Source organism: Lutimaribacter saemankumensis (assembly GCF_900100005.1).
GTDB classification, from domain to species: domain Bacteria; phylum Pseudomonadota; class Alphaproteobacteria; order Rhodobacterales; family Rhodobacteraceae; genus Lutimaribacter; species Lutimaribacter saemankumensis.
This window is the reverse complement of record NZ_FNEB01000009.1, coordinates 25,236-43,419: the sequence shown is the minus strand read 5'-3', so window position 1 is coordinate 43,419 and position 18,184 is coordinate 25,236. Positions and strand designations below refer to the sequence as shown.

19 protein-coding genes are annotated in these 18,184 nt (G+C 64.6%); 14 read left to right on the top strand and 5 right to left on the bottom strand.

The genetic code is table 11. The features are described from left to right. Window positions 1-250: 250 nt before the first annotated feature. Genes rpmH through yidD form a run of 3 tightly spaced genes read left to right on the top strand, consistent with a single transcriptional unit; the run spans window position 251 to window position 1,073 of the window. Complete coding sequence (rpmH, locus tag BLT50_RS15505) at window positions 251-385, top strand: 50S ribosomal protein L34 (RefSeq protein WP_043752316.1); 135 nt, start codon at window positions 251-253, stop codon at window positions 383-385. A gap of 23 nt (window positions 386-408) precedes the next feature. Continuing rightward, window positions 409-831 carry a ribonuclease P protein component gene (gene rnpA / locus BLT50_RS15500; RefSeq protein ID WP_090029628.1) on the top strand — a complete coding sequence of 141 codons (423 nt, stop codon included), beginning with the start codon at window positions 409-411 and terminating at the stop codon, window positions 829-831. Beyond that, a complete protein-coding gene (gene yidD / locus BLT50_RS15495) occupies window positions 828-1,073 on the top strand; it encodes a membrane protein insertion efficiency factor YidD (RefSeq protein ID WP_090029627.1) in 246 nt (81 codons plus the stop codon). Before rnpA ends, yidD begins: the two co-directional genes overlap by 4 nt. Before the next feature lie 4 nt (window positions 1,074-1,077). Here the strand turns inward: yidD and BLT50_RS15490 are convergent, their stop codons facing one another. Then, entirely contained in the window at window positions 1,078-1,920 is an 843-nt protein-coding gene (locus BLT50_RS15490; RefSeq protein ID WP_139170541.1) for a hypothetical protein, read from the bottom strand. 150 nt (window positions 1,921-2,070) lie between these two features. Between BLT50_RS15490 and ttcA the strand changes: the two genes are divergently transcribed. The 5 genes from ttcA to yihA all read left to right on the top strand — a co-directional run bounded on the left by ttcA (window position 2,071) and on the right by yihA (window position 7,890). Beyond that, window positions 2,071-2,940, top strand: a complete 870-nt coding sequence (gene ttcA / locus BLT50_RS15485; RefSeq protein ID WP_090029625.1) for a tRNA 2-thiocytidine(32) synthetase TtcA — start codon at window positions 2,071-2,073, stop codon at window positions 2,938-2,940. Window positions 2,941-2,997: 57 nt separating this feature from the next. Next, window positions 2,998-4,515: a putative bifunctional diguanylate cyclase/phosphodiesterase gene (locus tag BLT50_RS15480; RefSeq protein WP_090029624.1), complete on the top strand. Its 1,518-nt coding sequence runs from the start codon at window positions 2,998-3,000 to the stop codon at window positions 4,513-4,515. 113 nt (window positions 4,516-4,628) lie between these two features. Next, the gene (gene yidC, locus BLT50_RS15475; protein ID WP_090029623.1) at window positions 4,629-6,500 is read left to right on the top strand and encodes a membrane protein insertase YidC; all 1,872 of its coding nucleotides are present in this window, start codon (window positions 4,629-4,631) and stop codon (window positions 6,498-6,500) included. Next, window positions 6,497-7,240 (top strand): MOSC domain-containing protein, encoded by a 744-nt coding sequence (locus BLT50_RS15470; RefSeq protein WP_090029622.1) that lies wholly within the window; start codon window positions 6,497-6,499, stop codon window positions 7,238-7,240. Before yidC ends, BLT50_RS15470 begins: the two co-directional genes overlap by 4 nt. Further along, window positions 7,240-7,890, top strand: coding sequence for a ribosome biogenesis GTP-binding protein YihA/YsxC (gene yihA, locus BLT50_RS15465; RefSeq protein ID WP_090029621.1), 651 nt, complete (start codon window positions 7,240-7,242; stop codon window positions 7,888-7,890). The genes BLT50_RS15470 and yihA overlap by 1 nt, the downstream gene beginning before the upstream one ends. Here the strand turns inward: yihA and BLT50_RS15460 are convergent. Then, window positions 7,871-8,755 (bottom strand): LysR family transcriptional regulator, encoded by an 885-nt coding sequence (locus BLT50_RS15460; RefSeq protein ID WP_090029620.1) that lies wholly within the window; start codon window positions 8,753-8,755, stop codon window positions 7,871-7,873. The genes yihA and BLT50_RS15460 overlap by 20 nt on opposite strands. A 97-nt stretch (window positions 8,756-8,852) precedes the next feature. On the opposite strand from BLT50_RS15460, the gene BLT50_RS15455 reads away from it, so the two are divergent. Further along, window positions 8,853-10,403 (top strand): proton-conducting transporter transmembrane domain-containing protein, encoded by a 1,551-nt coding sequence (locus BLT50_RS15455; protein ID WP_090029619.1) that lies wholly within the window; start codon window positions 8,853-8,855, stop codon window positions 10,401-10,403. A 4-nt stretch (window positions 10,404-10,407) separates the two neighbouring features. Beyond that, entirely contained in the window at window positions 10,408-12,774 is a 2,367-nt protein-coding gene (locus BLT50_RS15450) for a YbcC family protein (RefSeq protein ID WP_090029618.1), read from the top strand. Window positions 12,775-12,780: 6 nt separating this feature from the next. Here BLT50_RS15450 and BLT50_RS15445 read toward each other — a convergent pair whose 3' ends face one another. After that, window positions 12,781-13,515, bottom strand: coding sequence for an SDR family NAD(P)-dependent oxidoreductase (locus BLT50_RS15445; RefSeq protein ID WP_090029617.1), 735 nt, complete (start codon window positions 13,513-13,515; stop codon window positions 12,781-12,783). Window positions 13,516-13,633: 118 nt separating this feature from the next. On the opposite strand from BLT50_RS15445, the gene argB reads away from it, so the two are divergent. The 3 genes from argB to BLT50_RS15430 are packed head-to-tail and all read left to right on the top strand — an operon-like array spanning window position 13,634 to window position 15,640. Continuing rightward, on the top strand, window positions 13,634-14,518 hold the full coding sequence (gene argB, locus BLT50_RS15440; RefSeq protein ID WP_090029616.1) for an acetylglutamate kinase: 885 nt from the start codon (window positions 13,634-13,636) through the stop codon (window positions 14,516-14,518). After that, the gene (locus tag BLT50_RS15435) at window positions 14,515-15,150 is read left to right on the top strand and encodes a ferredoxin (RefSeq protein ID WP_090029615.1); all 636 of its coding nucleotides are present in this window, start codon (window positions 14,515-14,517) and stop codon (window positions 15,148-15,150) included. The genes argB and BLT50_RS15435 overlap by 4 nt, the downstream gene beginning before the upstream one ends. 4 nt (window positions 15,151-15,154) lie before the next feature. Beyond that, on the top strand, window positions 15,155-15,640 hold the full coding sequence (locus BLT50_RS15430) for a SixA phosphatase family protein (protein ID WP_245723409.1): 486 nt from the start codon (window positions 15,155-15,157) through the stop codon (window positions 15,638-15,640). 18 nt (window positions 15,641-15,658) lie between these two features. Here BLT50_RS15430 and BLT50_RS15425 read toward each other — a convergent pair whose 3' ends face one another. After that, on the bottom strand, window positions 15,659-16,072 hold the full coding sequence (locus BLT50_RS15425) for a DUF7282 domain-containing protein (RefSeq protein ID WP_090029614.1): 414 nt from the start codon (window positions 16,070-16,072) through the stop codon (window positions 15,659-15,661). 157 nt (window positions 16,073-16,229) lie between these two features. Here BLT50_RS15425 and BLT50_RS15420 point away from each other — a divergent pair, with 157 nt between their 5' ends. Next, entirely contained in the window at window positions 16,230-17,345 is a 1,116-nt protein-coding gene (locus tag BLT50_RS15420) for an acetoin utilization protein AcuC (protein ID WP_090029613.1), read from the top strand. 61 nt (window positions 17,346-17,406) lie between these two features. On the opposite strand, the gene BLT50_RS15415 is transcribed toward BLT50_RS15420, so the two are convergent. Continuing rightward, window positions 17,407-18,174, bottom strand: coding sequence for an amino acid ABC transporter ATP-binding protein (locus tag BLT50_RS15415; RefSeq protein WP_090029612.1), 768 nt, complete (start codon window positions 18,172-18,174; stop codon window positions 17,407-17,409). Between the last annotated feature and the right edge of the window lie 10 nt (window positions 18,175-18,184).

Sequence of the window (18,184 nt, the reverse complement as noted above, 5' to 3'; positions counted from 1 at the left end):
CAAGATGCGGGCATGGGCGCTTTTTTGACAGCCCCCTCACGGGCGCTTGATCGGTGGTGACACGAAACCGCGCGATTTTCCCCTTAAACCGCGCGGTTGTAACAATCCGGCACAGGTGGAAGGCATTTTTTGTTTCAAACCCCTGCATCGCGGTTTGACTTATCCGAAAGCCCCCCCTATAGACCGGGCTTCAGATCACTGGCCCTGCGCGAATCCGCGCGGCGGGGTCGCTTATTCGGAGACGGCAGCGATGAAACGCACCTACCAACCCTCGAACCTGGTTCGCAAGCGCCGCCACGGCTTTCGTGCGCGCATGGCCTCCAAGGCCGGCCGCAAGATCCTGAACGCGCGCCGTGCGCGGGGCCGCAAGAGCCTGAGCGCCTGATCCACCGCGATCAGACTGGAACGATGACGCCGCCGGAGGCCCCGAGGGACGCGGAAACGCCCCGAGGGAATACGCCCCCGGCGGCGTCCGTTTGCGCGCAGAAAAGCGGGCTGCAGATCATCAAGACCCGCGCCGATTTCCTCAGGGCCGCCCGCGCCCGAAAGCAGGGGGTCGGGTCGATGATGGTGCAGGCACGCGACCGCCGCGACGGCACCGATGCGATCCGCGTCGGTTTCACCTGTTCGAAAAAGGTGGGCAACGCCGTGGCGCGCAACCGCGCCAAGCGCCGCATGCGCGAGGCCGCGCGCGCCATCCTTCCCTCACATGGCCGCCCTGGCTGGGATTACGTGCTGATCGGGCGCGCGAATGAAACGGCCGCGCGCCCCTTTGAGGCGCTGAAAGCCGACCTTATCTTTGCCCTGCACAAACTGCATGGTGAGACATGAGCCCGCTGGCCCGCATCGTCGCCCTGCCCGTCCGGGCCTACAGGCTGCTGTGGTCGCCCTGGGTCGGGCATAACTGCCGCTATCAGCCGACCTGCAGCGCCTATGCGCTCGAGGCGCTGGAAAAACACGGTGCGATCAAGGGGACATGGCTGGCGATCCGGCGTGTCGGGCGGTGCCACCCCTGGGGCAAGAGCGGCTATGATCCGGTGCCTGACACCGAGGCGACGCACAAAACCGACTGACGTCCTAGCGTCGGGACGCGCCGGAATTGTACGCGGCATCGCCCATGCGCAGGGCAAGTCGGACGTCATCCGCAATCGGAAGCGCATTGACGATAGCTTTCATGTTCAAATCGCGCAGAAGCGGCAAAAGCTGCTCTGGTTCCAGGTTCGAAATGATTTCCCCATCGGCCACGCGACCGACCGCAAAGCGCAGGTGGCTGTATTGCGCCACGTGGATTTCGCCTGTCGCCGTTTCCGTTGTGCGCGGCTGTTCACGCAAGGCCACGCCGTCGACGATCAGGACGACAGACCCGGCGCGATCGACCGGTCGCGGCAAAAGCAGGCCCGCGACCTGATCGCCGCTTGCGCGCTCAAGTTCGCGCAAGTCCTTCTTGCTCAGCCCCAACCGAATGGCGACCAGCCCGCCATCCCCTTCGAACACACGGATCAAGGCGGACTTGCCGCCATCGCGCGCGGCCTCGAACCGGCGCAGAACGCTCTGCGTGGCGTTCTGCGTCAGTGCGGATGCCTTGTATCCATGCCCCGTGATGCGTTCCGCATCGGCACCGTCATAAGCACGGGCGGCCCAACCTTCGGCGGGATCGGGCAGCACAGCGACAAGGTCGATCCCGGTTTTGTAGAACATGCCGCGGCCCAGCGCGCGCGCCGCTTCGACAGCGCGGCGCAAACTCCGGCCGGCACGCCCGCCGGTCTGTGACTCTTCGATCTGGTCGAGCCGGGTTTCGATCGCAGCGCGGGTGGAATCCCGCGTGGTCTGGCCGATGGATTTTTCGATGATCAGGAACCCGGCCCCAAGCACCATGACCAATCCGCAAAGCGACACCAGACCGAACAGAAACCGACGCATGATCGTGAACTCCAAACCTTTGACGCCCATATTGAATCCCGCAAATGCGGCGGTTTCGGTCTTGGAATGGTACGATTTCGCGGTGACGCTTCCCCCTTTTCGTTTGGGGCCACCCGCGATAGACAGCGCTTCAACCGGCCGGAGCCTGCCATGCTTGATGAAACCGACGATATCCATCCGCTGTTCCACGGTGCCCCCAAGAGCACCGAGTTCAAGAAACTGCGCAAACGCATCGTGCAGAACACGCGCGAGGCGATCGAGCACTATGGCATGATCGAACCGGGCGCACGCTGGCTGGTGTGCCTGTCGGGCGGCAAGGACAGCTATACCCTGCTGGCTGTGCTGCACGAGCTGAAATGGCGCGGCCTGCTGCCGGTCGACCTGCTGGCCTGCAACCTCGATCAGGGACAACCCGGCTTTCCGGCGACGGTGCTGCCGGAGTTTCTGGAACGGATGGGGGTTCCGCACCGGATCGAGTACCAGGACACCTATTCCATCGTGGTCGACAAGGTTCCGCAGGGGCGCACCTATTGCGCGCTGTGTTCGCGGCTGAGGCGCGGCAACCTTTACCGGATCGCCCGCGAAGAGGGATGTTCCGCGGTCGTGCTGGGCCATCACCGTGACGACATCCTCGAGACATTCTTCATGAACCTCTTTCATGGCTCGCGGCTGGCCACGATGCCACCCAAGCTGGTCAATGAAGAGGGCGATCTGTTCGTCTATCGCCCGCTGGCCCATGTGGCCGAGGACGATTGCGAGAAATTCGCCCGCGCGATGAACTATCCGATCATCCCCTGCGATCTGTGCGGCAGCCAGGACGGCTTGCAGCGGATGCAGGTCAAGGCGCTGCTGGACCAGTGGGAAAAGAATCATCCCGGCCGGCGGCAAAAGATGTTCCGGGCCCTCGGCAATATCCGGCCGTCACACATGCTGGACCCCTCGCTGTTCAATTTCGCCGGTCTTTCCCGCGATTTGGATAAAAATGATGGGGATTCGGAGGGGATTCCCGTTTTACGTTAAATCCGCGTTCAGGGGCCGCCCTTAGCCTGCAATCAGATTGCAGAAGGGACAGAGCCCATGACCGGCATGATCTGGCGCCTGACGGCGTTGCGCAACCTTGCCCGCACCGTGTTGTCCGGTCCGCCGGCACTGGCGTTCATGCCTGCGGCGATACTGGCCGCATTCTGGCTGGGTGGCGAAGGCTGGCTTGTGTCCCTGGCGCTGGGTCTGCCGGTTCTCTTCTCGCTGCTGGGGCTTTTCGGCGGCACGGCGCAGGGCACGACGCCCCCGCAACCCAGCGTGCCCGAGGCGGCGGAACGTGCGCTGCATGTGGCATCGCGAACGGGGCGGCGCACCGCGTGCCTTTTGGTGGAAATCGACGAATACGATCTGCAGCGCGACCGGCTCGGCAGTGCCGGTGCGGCCAATGTGCTGGCCCGTATGCGTGAAAGGTTGCAAAGCGCCACGCGCGACGGCGACCATGTCGCGCCGCTGCAACCGGGGCGTTTTGCGATCATTCTAGCCCCGATGCGCCATCTCGACCTCGAAGTCGCGATCCAGATGGCCGGCCGTTTGCAGGCCCGGATGGAAGAGCCCGTGTCAATCGACGCACAAGCGGTCTATCTCTCCTGTTCGGTCGGGTTTGTCCTCGACACCCAGTTGCGCGCCTGCACCGCCGAGGAAATGCTGGCCGCGGCGAACCGCGCGCTCGAAGTGGCCCGCGCCCATGCCCCGTCAGCAATCCGCGGGTATTCCCAGGATATGGCGCAGGGCCCCGACACGCCGGACATCCTGGCCGACGAGCTGGCACAGGCGCTTGAAAACGGGCAGATCGCCCCGTGGTTCCAGCCGCAGATCTGCACCGATACCGGCCGCGTGTCCGGCTTCGAGGCGCTGGCGCGCTGGCACCACCCCGACCGCGGGTTGATACCGCCTGCCGATTTCCTGCCGGTTCTCGAACGGTCGGGTCAACTGGCGCGCCTGGGCGAGGTGATCCTCTACCATGCGCTGGCCGCGTTGCGGGATTGGGACGAACAGGGTTTCGATGTGCCGCTGGTGGCGGTGAATTTCTCGGGCGACGAGCTGCGCAATCCCAAGCTGGTCGAAAAGATCCGCTGGGAGCTGGACCGATTCGATCTTTGCGCCGGCAGACTGGGCGTCGAGGTGCTGGAAACTGTTGTCGCGGCCTCGCCCGATGACGTGATCGCGCGCAACATCAACGGCCTGGCGCAGCTTGGCTGCAGCATCGACCTGGATGATTTCGGCACGGGTCATGCGTCGATCAGTTCGATCCGGCGGTTTTCCGTCACCAGATTGAAGATCGACCGGTCTTTCGTGACGCGCGTCGACCGCGACCCCGAACAACAGCGCATGGTCGCCGCGATTCTCACGATGGCTGAACGGCTTGGCCTAGACGTGCTGGCGGAAGGCGTCGAAAGCGCGGGGGAGCACACGATGCTGGCCCAGTTGGGCTGCGGCCATGTGCAAGGCTTCGGCATTGCCCGCCCGATGCCGCGCGATCAAACGGCGGACTGGCTGCGCGCGCATGGCGCAAAGCTTGCCGACCCGCCGCGCATCGGCCGTGGCGCCGGCTGAAAACGGGCGCGACACGCTGCCCTGATCGCGCAGGTTTTCCCATATCCCCCTTGACCTTTGGGGCGCTACTCTGTTGAACCGCCCTGACACGATCAGGACAGGTACAACCCGACATGGACGATCAGAACAAGAACCTCATTCTGGCCACCGCACTCAGCTTTGCGGTCATCATGGTCTGGTTTATCCTGTTCCCGCCCCCCGAACCGGTCGAAGACCCGAATGCGCCAGCGGTCGCGCAAAGCACGGTTGACGAAAGCGGCAACGAAACCGCGGCAACCCCGCAGGCCGCCACGAATGCACCCGCCGCGACCGCGACGGAGCAATCGGCCGATACCGAGGTGGCCGATGCGCCGCGTCTTGCCATCGAGACCGGCACCGTGACCGGCTCGATCTCGCTGCTTGGCGGACGGATCGACCAGCTTGCGCTGAAGAATTACCGCCAATCGCTGGATCCAGGATCCGATATCGTGTCGATGCTGCAGCCGGTTGGCAGCGATAACGCCTATTACGCGCTCTATGGCTGGGCGCCGGGCGGCGGGCTGACTGCCGATCAGGTGCCGGGCCCCAATACGCTGTGGCAGGCCGAAACCGAACAGCCGCTGGCCCCCGGCGCGCCCGTCACGCTGAGCTGGGACAATGGGCAGGGCCTTGTTTTCACGCGACAGATCGCGATCGACGAAAACTACATGTTCACCGTCACGCAATCGGTCGAAAACACCGGCGATACGCCCGCCGCGCTGGCACCTTACGGGATTCTTGCCCGCCATGGCGAGCCGCAGGGGCTGAAGAATTTCTTCATCCTGCACGAAGGCATGATCGCGATGGCCGACGGCGAGTTGACGGAAACCAAGTACGACGACCTGGACCCCGCCACGGATTACCGCGAGATCTCGGTCGAACAGTCGGGCTGGATCGGGTTCACCGATCATTACTGGATGTCGACCATGGTGCCGGGCGAAGGCACCCCGGTGCGGTTCAGCGCGTTCCACGACAGCGGGCGTGACATCTACCAGACCACGATGCGCCAGGGCACCCAGACCCTCGCGCCGGGCTCCAGCGTGACCGTCACCTCGCAACTGTTTGCCGGTCCGAAGGAATGGGAAACCATTCGCAACTACGAAGCGGGCGAAAAGCTGGAAAGCTTCGGGGACTCGCTGATGTACGGGCTGGGCATGAAATCGGCCCTGCCCGCCGGGATCGACGGCTTTCTCGACTCGATCGACTGGGGCTGGTTCTTTTTCCTGACCAAGCCGATCTTCTTCATGCTGCACGAGCTGCACGCGATCATCGGAAACATGGGCTGGGCCATCATCGCGCTGACGATCATCATCAAGGCACTAGTGTTCCCGCTGGCCTACAAGTCGTATGCCAGCATGGCGAAGATGAAGGAACTTCAGCCCAAGATGGAAGAGCTGAAGGAACGCGCCGGCGATGACCGCCAGAAGCTGCAGCAAGAGATGATGGCGCTTTATAAGAAGGAAAAGGTCAACCCGGCCTCTGGCTGTCTGCCGATCCTGATCCAGATCCCGATCTTCTTTTCGCTCTACAAGGTGATTTTCGTCACGCTTGAATTGCGGCATGCCCCCTTCATCGGCTGGATCCGCGACCTGAGCGCACCGGACCCGTCGTCTCTGTTCAACCTGTTCGGGCTGATGCCGTGGGACGCGCCCGATCCGCAATCCGTCCTGGCGCTGATCTTTATTGGCGTGCTGCCGATCCTGCTGGGCATTTCGATGTTCCTTCAGCAAAAGCTGAACCCCGCCCCCACCGATCCGACGCAAAAGATGATCTTTGCGTGGATGCCCTGGGTGTTCATGTTCATGCTGGGCGGCTTCGCAAGCGGGCTTGTCGTCTACTGGATCGCGAACAACACGATCACGTTCACCCAGCAATACCTGATCATGCGCTCGCACGGCTACAAGCCGGACGTGTTCGGCAATATCCGCGCCAGCTTTGCCCGCGGTGGATCCGGTAAAGGAAAATGACGGCGCGTGTGACGGCGCTCTGGCGTCACCCGATCAAGGGGATCGGGACCGAGGCCCTGAACGCCGTCACGTTGACACCGGACCGGCCATTTCCGGGGGACCGCGCGTGGGCTGTGCATCATGCGGGCGCCCCCATGGGCACGACCGGCTGGCGGCCCTGTTCCGAGTTTCTGCGCGGCGCCGGCGGACCGAAGCTGATGGCCGTGACGGCCAGTACCGGGCCCGATGGCGCCATCACGTTGCACCATCCCGATCAAGACGATCTTACCGTCGATCCCGGCATGATGCCGCAAAGCCTGCTGGACTGGATTGCGCCCCTGTGGCCTGCCGAACGCCCGGCCCCGTCGCGCGTGGTGCGCGCGCCGGATGCGGGCATGTCGGATGCGCCGTTCCCATCGGTTTCGATCCTGAATGCTGCATCGCTGCGGGCCTTGTCACAACGTCTGGGGCAGGACCTGGATCAGCGGCGGTTCCGCGGCAACCTGTGGCTGGACGGGCTTGCCCCCTGGGAGGAATTCGACATGGTGGGGCGTGAGATTGCGATCGGCACCGCGCGCCTGCACGTCGAAGAGCGGATCACCCGTTGCCGCGCGACCGAGGCCAACCCCGAAACCGGCCAACGTGACGCCGCGACCCTGCAGATGCTGAACGCTGGTTGGGGTCATCAGGATTTCGGCGTCTATGCGCGTGTGGTATCCGGCGGCGACGTCCATGTCGGCGCAACGATTGAGGTGATGTGATGCAGCTCCCTTTTCCCCTGACGGAAATCGACGATCCCGCATTGATCGAGTCGGGCCGAAAATTGTTTGCCGCGCAGTCCGATTTCCTGAAAGGCGTGGTCGCGATGTCGGGGCTTCCGCCTGCCGACAGGATCGAAGTGTGCTTTGCCGGGCGATCCAATGTCGGCAAATCGACACTGATCAACGCGCTGACCGGCCGCAAGGGCCTGGCGCGCGCGTCGAACACGCCGGGGCGTACGCAGGAAATCAACTTTTTCACGATCGGCGATGCCCATTACCTGGTCGACCTGCCCGGCTATGGCTATGCGAACGCGCCGCTGCCGGTGGTCGAGAAATGGCAAAAGCTGCTCAAGCAGTATTTGTCGGGCCGGCAGACCCTGCGCCGCGCTTTCGTGCTGATTGACGCGCGCCATGGTGTCAAAGCCGTCGATGAAGAGATCATGTCCCTGCTGGACAGTTCTGCGGTGACGTTTCAGGTGGTTCTGACCAAGACCGACAAGGTCAAGGAAAAGGACCGCGAAAAGGTGCTGGCGCAGGTGCGGGACAAACTGTCGAAACACCCTGCCGCCTACCCCGAACTGGTCCTGACCTCGTCGGAAAAAGGCGACGGCATCGCCACGCTGCGCGCCATCATCGCGGGACTGGAATAGACGCGCCCGGTAACAGGCGCGCCAATGCCGGATGCGGAAACTTGCGGGGCAACGTGACGGCGTAGAAACTTTCCTGGATGTCCAGATCGAACGGCGCCGGACGAAGAACGCCTGCCGCCAGTTCGTCGGCCAGAACCACGGCGGGCGTGATCGCAAGGCCCAGACCCTCGCGGGCAAGCAGGCGGACCATGGCCATGTCGTCGACCTCGGCCACGACGCGCGGGGCGACGCCCAGCCGCGCAACAAGGCCATCGAACCCGGTTCTGATCGAGCTTTCGGTGGGCAGGATCACTGGCTCGGCCGCCAGCGTATCCGCAAGGCTGGGGTGGTTCAGCCGCTCGGGCACACCATAAAGCCCCACGGGCTGTTCATCTAGGCGGTGGGCCACGAGGTCGGAAAAGCTGTCGCGGTGCGGCGGTTCCGTCGTCAGCACCACATCCAGCGCCAGTGAGGTCAACGCCTGCAGCAAAAGCCCGCTGCTGCCCGAGCTGAGCACGATGTTGATGGACGGATCGGCCAGGGCGGGACGCAGGAATTGCAGCTGAAAGTTCCGTGACAGCGTCGAAAGCGCCCCCACGCGAAGAGGCTGATGGCCGCCCCCGGTTTGCTGCAACGTGGCAAGCAGTTCGTCGCCCGCGCTGAATATCCGGTCGGCATGGTCGAGAGCGATCCGACCGGCCTCGGTCAATTCGAGCTGGCGGCCCTTTCGGGTGAACAGGTCATGCCCGAGCCGCGCCTCCAACTGCTTGATTTGCGTGGACAAAGCGGATTGCGACAGGTTCAGGTTTCCGGCCGCGCGGGTCAGGTTTCCCTCATGCGCGACCTCGTGGAAATAGCGGAGATGGTGGTAGTTGATGCCAATCATGCATCCATAAAACAGAACGTTATTGCAAAAACAATGTATTTTTATTCATGCCGCAGTGCAGCTACATCCCACGGAAATCGCAATTGTGGAGATATAGATGAGCTTGCTGCCCCTGATCGTCCCGTTAATCCTGCTGCTGGTCGCGCTGGATCTTGGCCTGCGCGCGGTTCCGCGCGCCCACAGCCGCCTGCGCCTGCCGGAGATCGCCGCGCTTTTCGCCGTCGCGACATCGGTCGGATCGGCCATCCTGCTGGCATTGCAGGGACCGTCCACCAGCCCGGTTCTCGGCATTGCCGGGATCGGCCTGTCGGCGCGGACCGACATCGTATCCGTTGCGATGATCCTGACCGTGTCGTTCGTCGGCTGGATCGTGTTGCGGTTTTCGCGCACCGCGCTGGACGGCGAGGCACGGCAGGGCCGGTTCATGTCGGTTCTTACGGCAACGCTCGCCTATGTGCTGCTGCTGGTCAGCGCGGGTAACCTTGTCCAGCTTGCCCTGGCATGGGTCGCCGTGGGCGTCGGCCTGCACCGGTTGCTGCTGTTCTACCCCGACCGTCCCCGCGCCCAGCGGGCGGCGCGCAAGAAAACCGTCAGCGGGATCATCGGCAGCGGCGCGCTTCTGGGGGCCGCGGGCCTGATGATCGCAGGGTTCGGCACGGCCGATATCGCCACGATCGCCGAGATGGCGCGGATGGGTGACGTGCCCGGCACTGTCTGGATCGTCGCGATCCTTCTGGCGGTGGCGGCCGTGTTCAAATCCGCCCTGATCCCCACCCATGGCTGGTTGACCGAGGTTATGGAGGCCCCCACCCCGGTGTCGGCGCTGCTGCATGCGGGCGTGGTGAATGCCGGTGGTTTCCTTCTGATCCGGTTCGCCGATGTCCTTCTGGCGGCCCCCGGTGTGCTGGCGTTGCTGGCGCTGATCGGCGGGTTCAGCGCATTGGTAGGGGCAGCGGTCGCGCTGACGCAACCGGCGGTGAAAACGGCCCTGGCATGGTCGACCTGTGCGCAGATGGGCTTCATGGTGCTGCAATGCGGGCTGGCGCTGTTCCCCCTGGCGCTGCTGCATATCGTGGCGCATTCGCTTTACAAGGCACATGCGTTCCTGTCTTCGGGCGGGGCGGTCGAACAGGTGGCTGCGATCCGGCGGCCTGGTCCAGTGGCGGTGCCCGACCTGCGCGCGGTCGGCCGGGCCTTTGCCATCGCCATCGGCATCTACGTGCTGGTCGGCGCCGGGTTCGGGTTCTGGGACAAGCCGCCGCAGATGGTCGCCCTGGGCGCGATCCTGATTTTCGGTGTGGCCTACCTGATCGCGCAGGGCCTGGCCGATCTGGCGCCCTGGCCGCTGACATGGCGGACGGCGGCGATGTCGGGCGCGGCCACGCTGGCCTATTTCACGCTGCAGACCGGCGCGGTTGCGTTGTCGGCAGACACCCTGCCCAACCCGCCGCAGCCCGACGGGCTGATCTGGGCAGCGATCGTGCTGGCGGTTTCCAGCTTTGCGCTGGCAGCTGTCGCACAAGCCACCTTTCCCCTTTGGGCCGGGCATCCCGCAGCCGCGGGGCTGCGCGTTCACCTGATGAACGGGCTCTATTTCAACGCTTTGACCGATCGGCTGACCGGCCATTGGCGCGCAACGAAAGGATAAGACAATGACTGCACCGACCTTTCACTTTTCCGGGCCTTCGCTCGAACTGTTCGCCGCCGCGCAGGATGCCGCAGCGCAAATCCCCCCGGCTTTCGCTCTCGAAGCCACTGTCGCGGTCAACCCGTTCCTGGGCCAGGCCGGCGAGCACCGCGCGCTGACCGCCGCGCGCATGGCCAAAGTGGCCGGGCTGCGGATTTTCCCCGACCGCACGGCAATCGCCAAGCGGATCAACACCGGCGGGATCACCGAAGCCGACCTGGACGCCGCCGCCGCATCCCACGGGCTGAGCCCGGCGGCGCTGCGTTCCGGCGCCTATCGCGAGGCACCTCCGGCGCGCGCCCTGCCGAATGTGGTCGATCTTGCACAGGATGCCACCGGTATCGGTTGGGCCGAGTTCGTCGCCGACCGTATCGGGGCCTGGGCTGCCGTGCATTTCGACAAGGGGCAGGCGTTCTGGCCCGCGCCCGACAGCGGCGCCTACACGGCGTGGAAAGCCTTTGCCAGCCGCGACCTGACGCCCGGTATCGCCGGCGTTCCCGGCTTTGCCGCACGGGTCGCCGCCCTGCCGGACGAACCGCGCCTGGCCTTTCTGCGGTGCTGTGATGCGCTTGGGGTTTCGGCCGAGGCGGCGCCGCTTTATTTCCACCGGCTTCTGGCGACGCTCGAAGGCTGGGGCCAGTACGCCCGGCACCTTGGCTGGCTGGCGGAACGCGACGGCGGACAGGACAACACGCTGTTCGAGATGCTGGTGATACGTCTGGCATGGGAAGTGGCGCTTTTCGATCAGTTCAAGGCGCAGGTCGCCGCAGACTGGGAGGCCGCGCTGTCCGACTACGCAAGGCCGCTGACCGCAAGCGACGACGACCTGACAGACGCTGCATTGCAGGACGCATCGGACCGCGCCGCAGAACGCGCTTTGGCGGCAAAGGTGACACCCGCCGCGTCGGACGAAACGGATCGTCCGGCGATCCAGGCCGCGTTCTGCATCGACGTGCGCTCCGAAGTGTTGCGGCGCGCGCTGGAACGGGCGGATAGTGGCATCCGCACGATCGGCTTTGCGGGATTTTTCGGGCTTGCAACGGCCCATCGCGGCCATGCGTCGGACGTCGTCGAAGCGCGCGCGCCGGTGCTGCTGAAACCCGCGATTGTGACCGCGTCGGCGGATGCAGCGGGTGAAACCGCCGAGCGCATCCGCAGGCGGGGCGTGCGGGCCTGGGGACGATTCAAGATGGCTGCCGTGTCGGCCTTTGCCTTCGTCGAGGCGGCGGGCCCCTTGTATATCGGAAAGCTGCTGAAGGACTCGCTTACGGGCCACAAGGCGGTTGGCTCCGATCCGGCGCCGACGCTCGACCTGCCATTGGCCGACCGGATCGCCGCGGCGGCGCAGATCCTCCGTGCGATGTCGCTGACGGATGGGTTTGCACGGTTGGTCCTGATCGCCGGGCACGGCGCCCACGTGACGAACGCGCCCCATGCCAGCGCCCTGCAATGCGGGGCCTGTGGCGGGCATGCGGGCGACGTGAACGCACGGTTGCTCGCCGCGCTTCTGAACGATGCCGAAGTGCGGGCGGGCCTTGTCGCCGAAGGGCTCGAAATCCCGGAAGACACGCTGTTCCTTGCCGGGTTGCACGACACGGTGTCTGACGAGGTCACGATCTTCGGCGATGCGCCCAGCCACGCGCACGGCGCCGACATCGCCCGGTTGCGCAGCGCTTTGGCCGTCGCGGGCCAGGCCGCACGCGGCGAACGGGCGGCACGTTTGCCGCGCGGTGGCAACGGGGCCGACCTGGCGCGGCGCGGTGCGGACTGGTCCGAGCTGCGCCCGGAATGGGGGCTGGCCGGCTGCAACGCCTTCATCGCCGCCCCCCGGCACAGCACGGCCGGTAGCGACCTGGGCGGGCGCGTCTTCCTGCACGACTATGATTGGAAGGCCGACCGCAACTTTGCCACGCTGGAACTGATCATGACGGCCCCGGTCGTGGTGGCGAGCTGGATTTCGCTGCAATATTACGGCTCGTCCGTCGCGCCCGAGGCATTCGGCGCCGGCAACAAGCTGCTGCACAACGTCACCGGCGGCATCGGTGTGGTCGAAGGTAACGGCGGGATGCTGCGCGTGGGCCTGCCCCTGCAATCCGTCCATGACGGTGACGCGCTGCGCCACACGCCCGAACGGCTGAGCGTCGTCATGGCCGCGCCGCGCCAGGCGATCAAGGTTGTGCTTGACAGGCACGACGGGCTGCGGGCGCTGTTCGACAACGGCTGGCTTGCGCTGCTGCGCATGGACGATGCCGGGCAGATCGTCGACCGCTACGAAGGCGGCTCATGGCGCCCCTTGGACGCGGCAGAGCAGCAGGATGCGCGCGTGGCCTGAGGCTTCTCAGACGTGCTGGCCGCCATTGATCTCGATCTCGGTCCCGGAAATGTAGGAGCTTTCCGAGGAACAGAGGAAAAAGATCGTGGCGGCCACTTCCTCGGGCTGGCCAAGCCGCCGCAAGGGCAGTTTCTCGGCCAGCTTCTCGGTTCCGGGGCTGAGGATCGCGGTTTCGATCTCACCCGGCGCGATGGCATTGACCCGCACGCCCAATGGGCCGAAATCATGCGCCATTTCCCGCGTCAGCGCCTTGAGGGCGGCCTTGGACGTGGCATAGGCCGCACCTGCAAACGGGTGTACCTCGTTCCCGGCGATGGACGTCACGTTGACAACCGCCCCCTTTGCGGCGGCAAGTTCCTCTTTCAATCCGCGCGCAAGAACGACCGACGAAAAGAAATTGACGTGGAACACATGCCCCCATGTCTTGAGGTCGGTGTCGATCGTGTTGAGCCGCGCGCCATCGGGCCCTTTCGGCGAAATACCCGCATTGTTGACCAGCGCATCCAGTTTGCCGTCCAGCCTGTCGCGGATCATTTCGACCTTTTCGATAACATCCGAAGGGTTCGCAAGGTCGATTTGCACATGGTTTTCGGCACCACCGCCCCAGGGACATTCCTCGGGGAAGGGTTGGCGCGAGCAGGTGATCACCCGCCAGCCCTCGCGGTTGAAACGCCGCACGGTCGCGTGGCCGATGCCCCGGCTTGCGCCTGTCAACAATAGTGTCTTTTGCCGCTCGCTCATGGGCTTTCGCTCCTTTGCCTCTGTGCGGTCAACCTAGCACCGCGCCGGGTACTTGCAACGCGGACTTGGCACGGGCCGCGCCAAAGGCTAACACAGGCTGCCAAGAGGGACGCAAGGGATGAGAAAACAGACGATGAACCGCGACTGGATCGCCACCGCGCGCACGCTCTCCGAGGCGCTGCCCTATCTGCAACGCTACACCGGCGCGATCGTCGTCGTGAAATTCGGCGGCAACGCCATGGGCGACGACGAGGCAATGGACGAATTCGCCCGCGACATCGTCCTGATGCGGCAGGTCGGATTGAACCCGGTGGTCGTGCATGGCGGCGGGCCGATGATCAACGACATGCTGGGACGTCTGGGCATCGAGTCGGAATTCGTGCGCGGCAAGCGCGTGACCGACAAGGCCACGGTCGAAGTGGTCGAAATGGTGCTGACCGGGCTTGTGAACAAGCGCATCGTTCAGGCGATCAACCAGCAGGGCGGCCGTGGCGTCGGGCTGAGCGGCAAGGACGCCAACCTGATGATCTGCGAACCCGACGATCCCGAACTCGGCTTTGTCGGCCGGCCTACCAAGATGAATCCGCAGGTGCTGCATGATCTGTTCGCGGCCGGCATCATCCCGGTGGTGGCGCCGCTTGGCACCGGGTTCGGAGAGAACGAGACATTCAACGTCAACGGCGACACGGCTGCGGGCGCGATTGCCGGCGCGCTGAAAGCCGACCGTCTGCTGCTGCTGACGGACGTGCCGGGCGTCAAGAACGCCGCCGGAGAGGTCGTGACCGAACTGACCCCCGAAGACGTCACCGCCATGACCGAAGAAGGCGTGATCGCCGGCGGCATGATCCCCAAGACACAGACCGCGCTTTCCGCGATTGCCGAGGGTGTGCGCGGCGTCGTGATCATCGATGGCCGTGTGCCCAATGCATGTCTTCTGGAACTGTTCACCGAACACGGGTCGGGCTCTCTCATCAAGCCGCGCAACCTGCCGCCGCGCAAGTGACCACGCTGGCGCAGATCGAGGCAGCGATTGCCCCGTTCGGATTGATCCAGATGGGGGGTGTGGCGCTGGATGCGCCGGCCCGCAGCCTGATCCTAATCGGCGCCGGGCCGGATTTCTGGCCGGTCTTCACTGCATCGCCCGAATATGCCGATGGGGCGCCCGATCCGGTCGATCGCTGGTCGACGCGGGTTCTGGGCACGCTGGCGCAAGAATTTGCCGCCGAGGCCACGTTTCCCTTTGGCGGCCCGCCCTACCAGCCGTTCCTGCAATGGGCCCTGGACAGCGGACAAAGTTACCAAAGCCCGGTCGGCATGCTTGTGCATGTCCGTGCGGGCATGATGATCTCGTTTCGCGGGGCCCTGATCCTGCCGGGCCGTATCGCGCTGCCCGCCCCTGCCCCATCGCCCTGCCCGCCCTGCGCGCGCCCCTGTGCCGATGCCTGCCCGGTCGGAGCACTGCGCGAAGGCGCGCCTTACGATGTGGCGGCCTGCAAGGCCCATATTGCCAGCCCCGAAGGAGCGGATTGTCTGCAAAATGGCTGTCTCGTGCGCCGCGCCTGCCCGGTATCGCAAGAATTTGACCGCGACCCTGCACAGTCCGCGCTGCACATGGCCGCCTTTCTGAAAGGATGAACGGATGCGCCTGATCCTGATGCGCCACGCCAAGTCCGACTGGTCAAGCTTTGCCACCCGCGACCATGACCGCCCGCTCAATGCACGCGGCGCGCGCTCGGCCCGTGCGATGGGCGACTGGATGCGCAGCCATGGGTATCTGCCGGACCGAACCCTTTGCTCGACCGCGACCCGCACCCGCGAAACACTGGCCGGGCTGCAGATCGACGCGCCTGTGTCGTATGAAAAGGCACTGTATCACGCGTCGCCCGACACCATGCTGCGCGTCTTGCGGGGCGCTGCCGGCAATACGGTCCTGATGATCGGGCACAATCCCGGCATCGCTGAACTGGCCGAGATGCTTGTCAGAACGCCGCCCCATCATCCGCGGTTTTTCGACTATCCGACCTGCGCAACGCTGGTTGCGGATTTCGACACCGCGGACTGGACGCAGGTTAACCCCGGTGGCGGCAACCCGGTGGATTTCGTGGTGCCGCGCGAGTTGGAGTGACCCGCGCGGCAGTTTGCGTTACTGCGCGGTGATCACGGTCATCACAAGATTTCCGTCAACACGCACCGGACCATCTTCCTTGGCGCCGAGGGTGTATTCGAAGATGCCGGTCTGCATGCCGCCATCTTCGCCATGCACCATCAGCATCAGCATGTCACCGGGCGCGACCGCTTCGGTCAGGATTGCAGCGACATCGGCGTTTTCACCGGCACGCAGCGGCGCGTGGCCCACAACCGGGCCCGGCTTCATCGCGGCATCGGTGCGGTGGACGACCAGCCAGCCGTTCTTTTCGGCGGTGACTGTTTCGGCGGATACGACGCCATTGGCGACCGACTGATCCATCGCCTTGACGGCGGGTGCCATGCCATGTCCCCCGGCAATCGCGATGCTGCCCAGGGCGGTGAATGCAGTAGCGGCAAGAATGAAACGCATGAAAGTGTCTCCCTTTTCTAAGGTTGTGTGCCCGGAGTTCTCCCGGGCTCACAACCAGACACGCAGGAACGCGAGAAAAGTTTCACCGGTGCAAAAAATTTTCCCCTGGTGGCATTCCGGGCTTTTCCCCGTGCCGGGCTGGTCTAACCTCGCCGGTATGATGACGCCCGTTTTCATAGGGTCCGAGATCTATCGCGGATCGAGCTATGGCACACTGCATCCGCTGGCGATCCCGAGGGTGCCGACGGTGATTGACCTGTCACGCGCCTTGGGATGGCTGCCGCGCGCGCAGTACCGGACAAGCCCGAGGGCCAAGCCCGCCGCCTTGCAGACCTTTCACACATCCGACTATATCGCCGCATTGCAAGACGCCGAAAGGACGGGCGCGGTCGATCCGGCCACACGCGCCCGCCACCAGATCGGAACGCTGTCAAACCCGGTCTTCCCCGAGATTTTCCGCAGACCCGCAACATCGGCCGGCGGATCGCTGCTTGCGGCGGACCTGATCGCGCGGGGCGGTGTCGTCTACAACCCCGGCGGCGGCACGCATCATGGCATGCCCGATCACGCGGGCGGGTTCTGTTATCTCAACGATCCGGTGCTGGCGATCAAGGCGCTTCTGGCGCAGGGGCTGACGCGCATCGCCTATGTCGATATCGATGCGCATCATTGCGATGGCGTGGCGGCGGCATTCCACGGCGACCCGCGCATTCTGATGGTTTCCACCCACGAGGAACGGCGCTGGCCCTTTACCGGCGGGCTGGAGGACCGGGCCGGCGCGCAGGCGATCAACCTGCCACTGCCGCGCGGGACCAATGACAGCGGCTTTGCCCTGGCCCTGCACGAGGTCATACTACCTGCCGTGGCCGATATGCGGCCCGAGGCGGTCGTTTTGCAATGTGGTGCCGATGCGGTGACCGAAGACCCGCTTTCCCGGCTGGAAATGTCGAACAACGCGCATTGGGCCTGCGTGGCCGCGCTGCGCACGATGGCGCCCCGCCTGCTGGTGCTGGGCGGGGGCGGCTACAATCCCTGGACGGTCGGGCGGCTCTGGACCGGGGTCTGGGCCACGCTGAACGGGCATGAAATCCCCGACCGCCTTCCCGAACAGGCGCGCGCCGTGCTGGCCGGGCTTAGCTGGCGGCGGCGGGGCGGCGAACGGCCAGACCGCCTGGTCGATACGCTGCGCGACCCCGCCCACGACGGCCCCGTGTCAGACGAATTGCGCCGCCGGGTGCAGGTTCTGCAGGCCCGGCGGCGCGTTTGGGTCTAGCCGCTCATCGGTCCTGCCGGGCCTCGTCGCGAAGAAAGCCGGCAGGCTTGATAAGCGTGGATCAGTGTCCCAGGATCTGGCTGAGGAACAGCTTTGTCCGGTCGCTTTGTGGGTTGTTGAAGAACTCTTCGGGTTCGTTCTGTTCCACGATCTGGCCCTGGTCCATGAAGATCACCCGGTTTGCCACCTGGCGGGCAAAGCCCATTTCGTGGGTCACGCACAGCATGGTCATGCCTTCTTCGGCAAGGCTCACCATGGTGTCGAGCACTTCCTTGATCATTTCCGGGTCGAGCGCCGAGGTCGGTTCGTCGAACAGCATGATCCGCGGACGCATGCACAGCGACCGCGCGATTGCCACGCGCTGCTGCTGACCGCCGGACAACTGGCCGGGATACTTGTCGGCCTGTTCGGGGATCTTCACCTTTTCCAGGAAATGCATCGCCGTTTCTTCGGCCTGCTTCTTGGGAATCTTGCGGACCCAGATCGGCGCGAGGGTGCAGTTTTCCAGGATCGTCAGGTGCGGAAACAGGTTGAAGTGCTGGAACACCATGCCGACTTCCGACCGGATCTTGTCGATGTTCTTGAGATCCGAGGACAGCAGCGTGCCATCCACCACGATCTTGCCCTTCTGGTGTTCCTCCAGCGCGTTGATGCAGCGGATGAGCGTGGATTTCCCCGACCCCGACGGCCCCGCGATGACGATGCGTTCGCCGCGATTCACGGTCAGGTTGATGTCGCGCAGCACATGAAAGCTGCCGTACCACTTGTTCATGTTCTCGATGGTGATCGCCACCTCGTCCGAGACAGTCATTTGTGCCTGTTCAGCCATTGGACAGACC

Bases quoted from the DNA above. Each gene is read 5' to 3' on its own strand.
- yidD (WP_090029627.1), top strand. From the start codon at position 828: ATGAGCCCGCTGGCCCGCATCGTCGCCCTGCCCGTCCGGGCCTACAGG.
- BLT50_RS15425 (WP_090029614.1), bottom strand. From the start codon at position 16,072: ATGCGTTTCATTCTTGCCGCTACTGCATTCACCGCCCTGGGCAGCATC.
- BLT50_RS15420 (WP_090029613.1), top strand. From the start codon at position 16,230: ATGATGACGCCCGTTTTCATAGGGTCCGAGATCTATCGCGGATCGAGC.
- BLT50_RS15430 (WP_245723409.1), top strand. From the start codon at position 15,155: ATGCGCCTGATCCTGATGCGCCACGCCAAGTCCGACTGGTCAAGCTTT.
- BLT50_RS15470 (WP_090029622.1), top strand. From the start codon at position 6,497: ATGACGGCGCGTGTGACGGCGCTCTGGCGTCACCCGATCAAGGGGATC.
- BLT50_RS15445 (WP_090029617.1), bottom strand. From the start codon at position 13,515: ATGAGCGAGCGGCAAAAGACACTATTGTTGACAGGCGCAAGCCGGGGC.
- rnpA (WP_090029628.1), top strand. From the start codon at position 409: ATGACGCCGCCGGAGGCCCCGAGGGACGCGGAAACGCCCCGAGGGAAT.
- yihA (WP_090029621.1), top strand. From the start codon at position 7,240: ATGCAGCTCCCTTTTCCCCTGACGGAAATCGACGATCCCGCATTGATC.
- yidC (WP_090029623.1), top strand. From the start codon at position 4,629: ATGGACGATCAGAACAAGAACCTCATTCTGGCCACCGCACTCAGCTTT.
- rpmH (WP_043752316.1), top strand. From the start codon at position 251: ATGAAACGCACCTACCAACCCTCGAACCTGGTTCGCAAGCGCCGCCAC.
- BLT50_RS15480 (WP_090029624.1), top strand. From the start codon at position 2,998: ATGACCGGCATGATCTGGCGCCTGACGGCGTTGCGCAACCTTGCCCGC.
- BLT50_RS15490 (WP_139170541.1), bottom strand. From the start codon at position 1,920: ATGCGTCGGTTTCTGTTCGGTCTGGTGTCGCTTTGCGGATTGGTCATG.
- ttcA (WP_090029625.1), top strand. From the start codon at position 2,071: ATGCTTGATGAAACCGACGATATCCATCCGCTGTTCCACGGTGCCCCC.
- BLT50_RS15450 (WP_090029618.1), top strand. From the start codon at position 10,408: ATGACTGCACCGACCTTTCACTTTTCCGGGCCTTCGCTCGAACTGTTC.
- BLT50_RS15455 (WP_090029619.1), top strand. From the start codon at position 8,853: ATGAGCTTGCTGCCCCTGATCGTCCCGTTAATCCTGCTGCTGGTCGCG.
- BLT50_RS15415 (WP_090029612.1), bottom strand. From the start codon at position 18,174: ATGGCTGAACAGGCACAAATGACTGTCTCGGACGAGGTGGCGATCACC.
- argB (WP_090029616.1), top strand. From the start codon at position 13,634: ATGAGAAAACAGACGATGAACCGCGACTGGATCGCCACCGCGCGCACG.
- BLT50_RS15460 (WP_090029620.1), bottom strand. From the start codon at position 8,755: ATGATTGGCATCAACTACCACCATCTCCGCTATTTCCACGAGGTCGCG.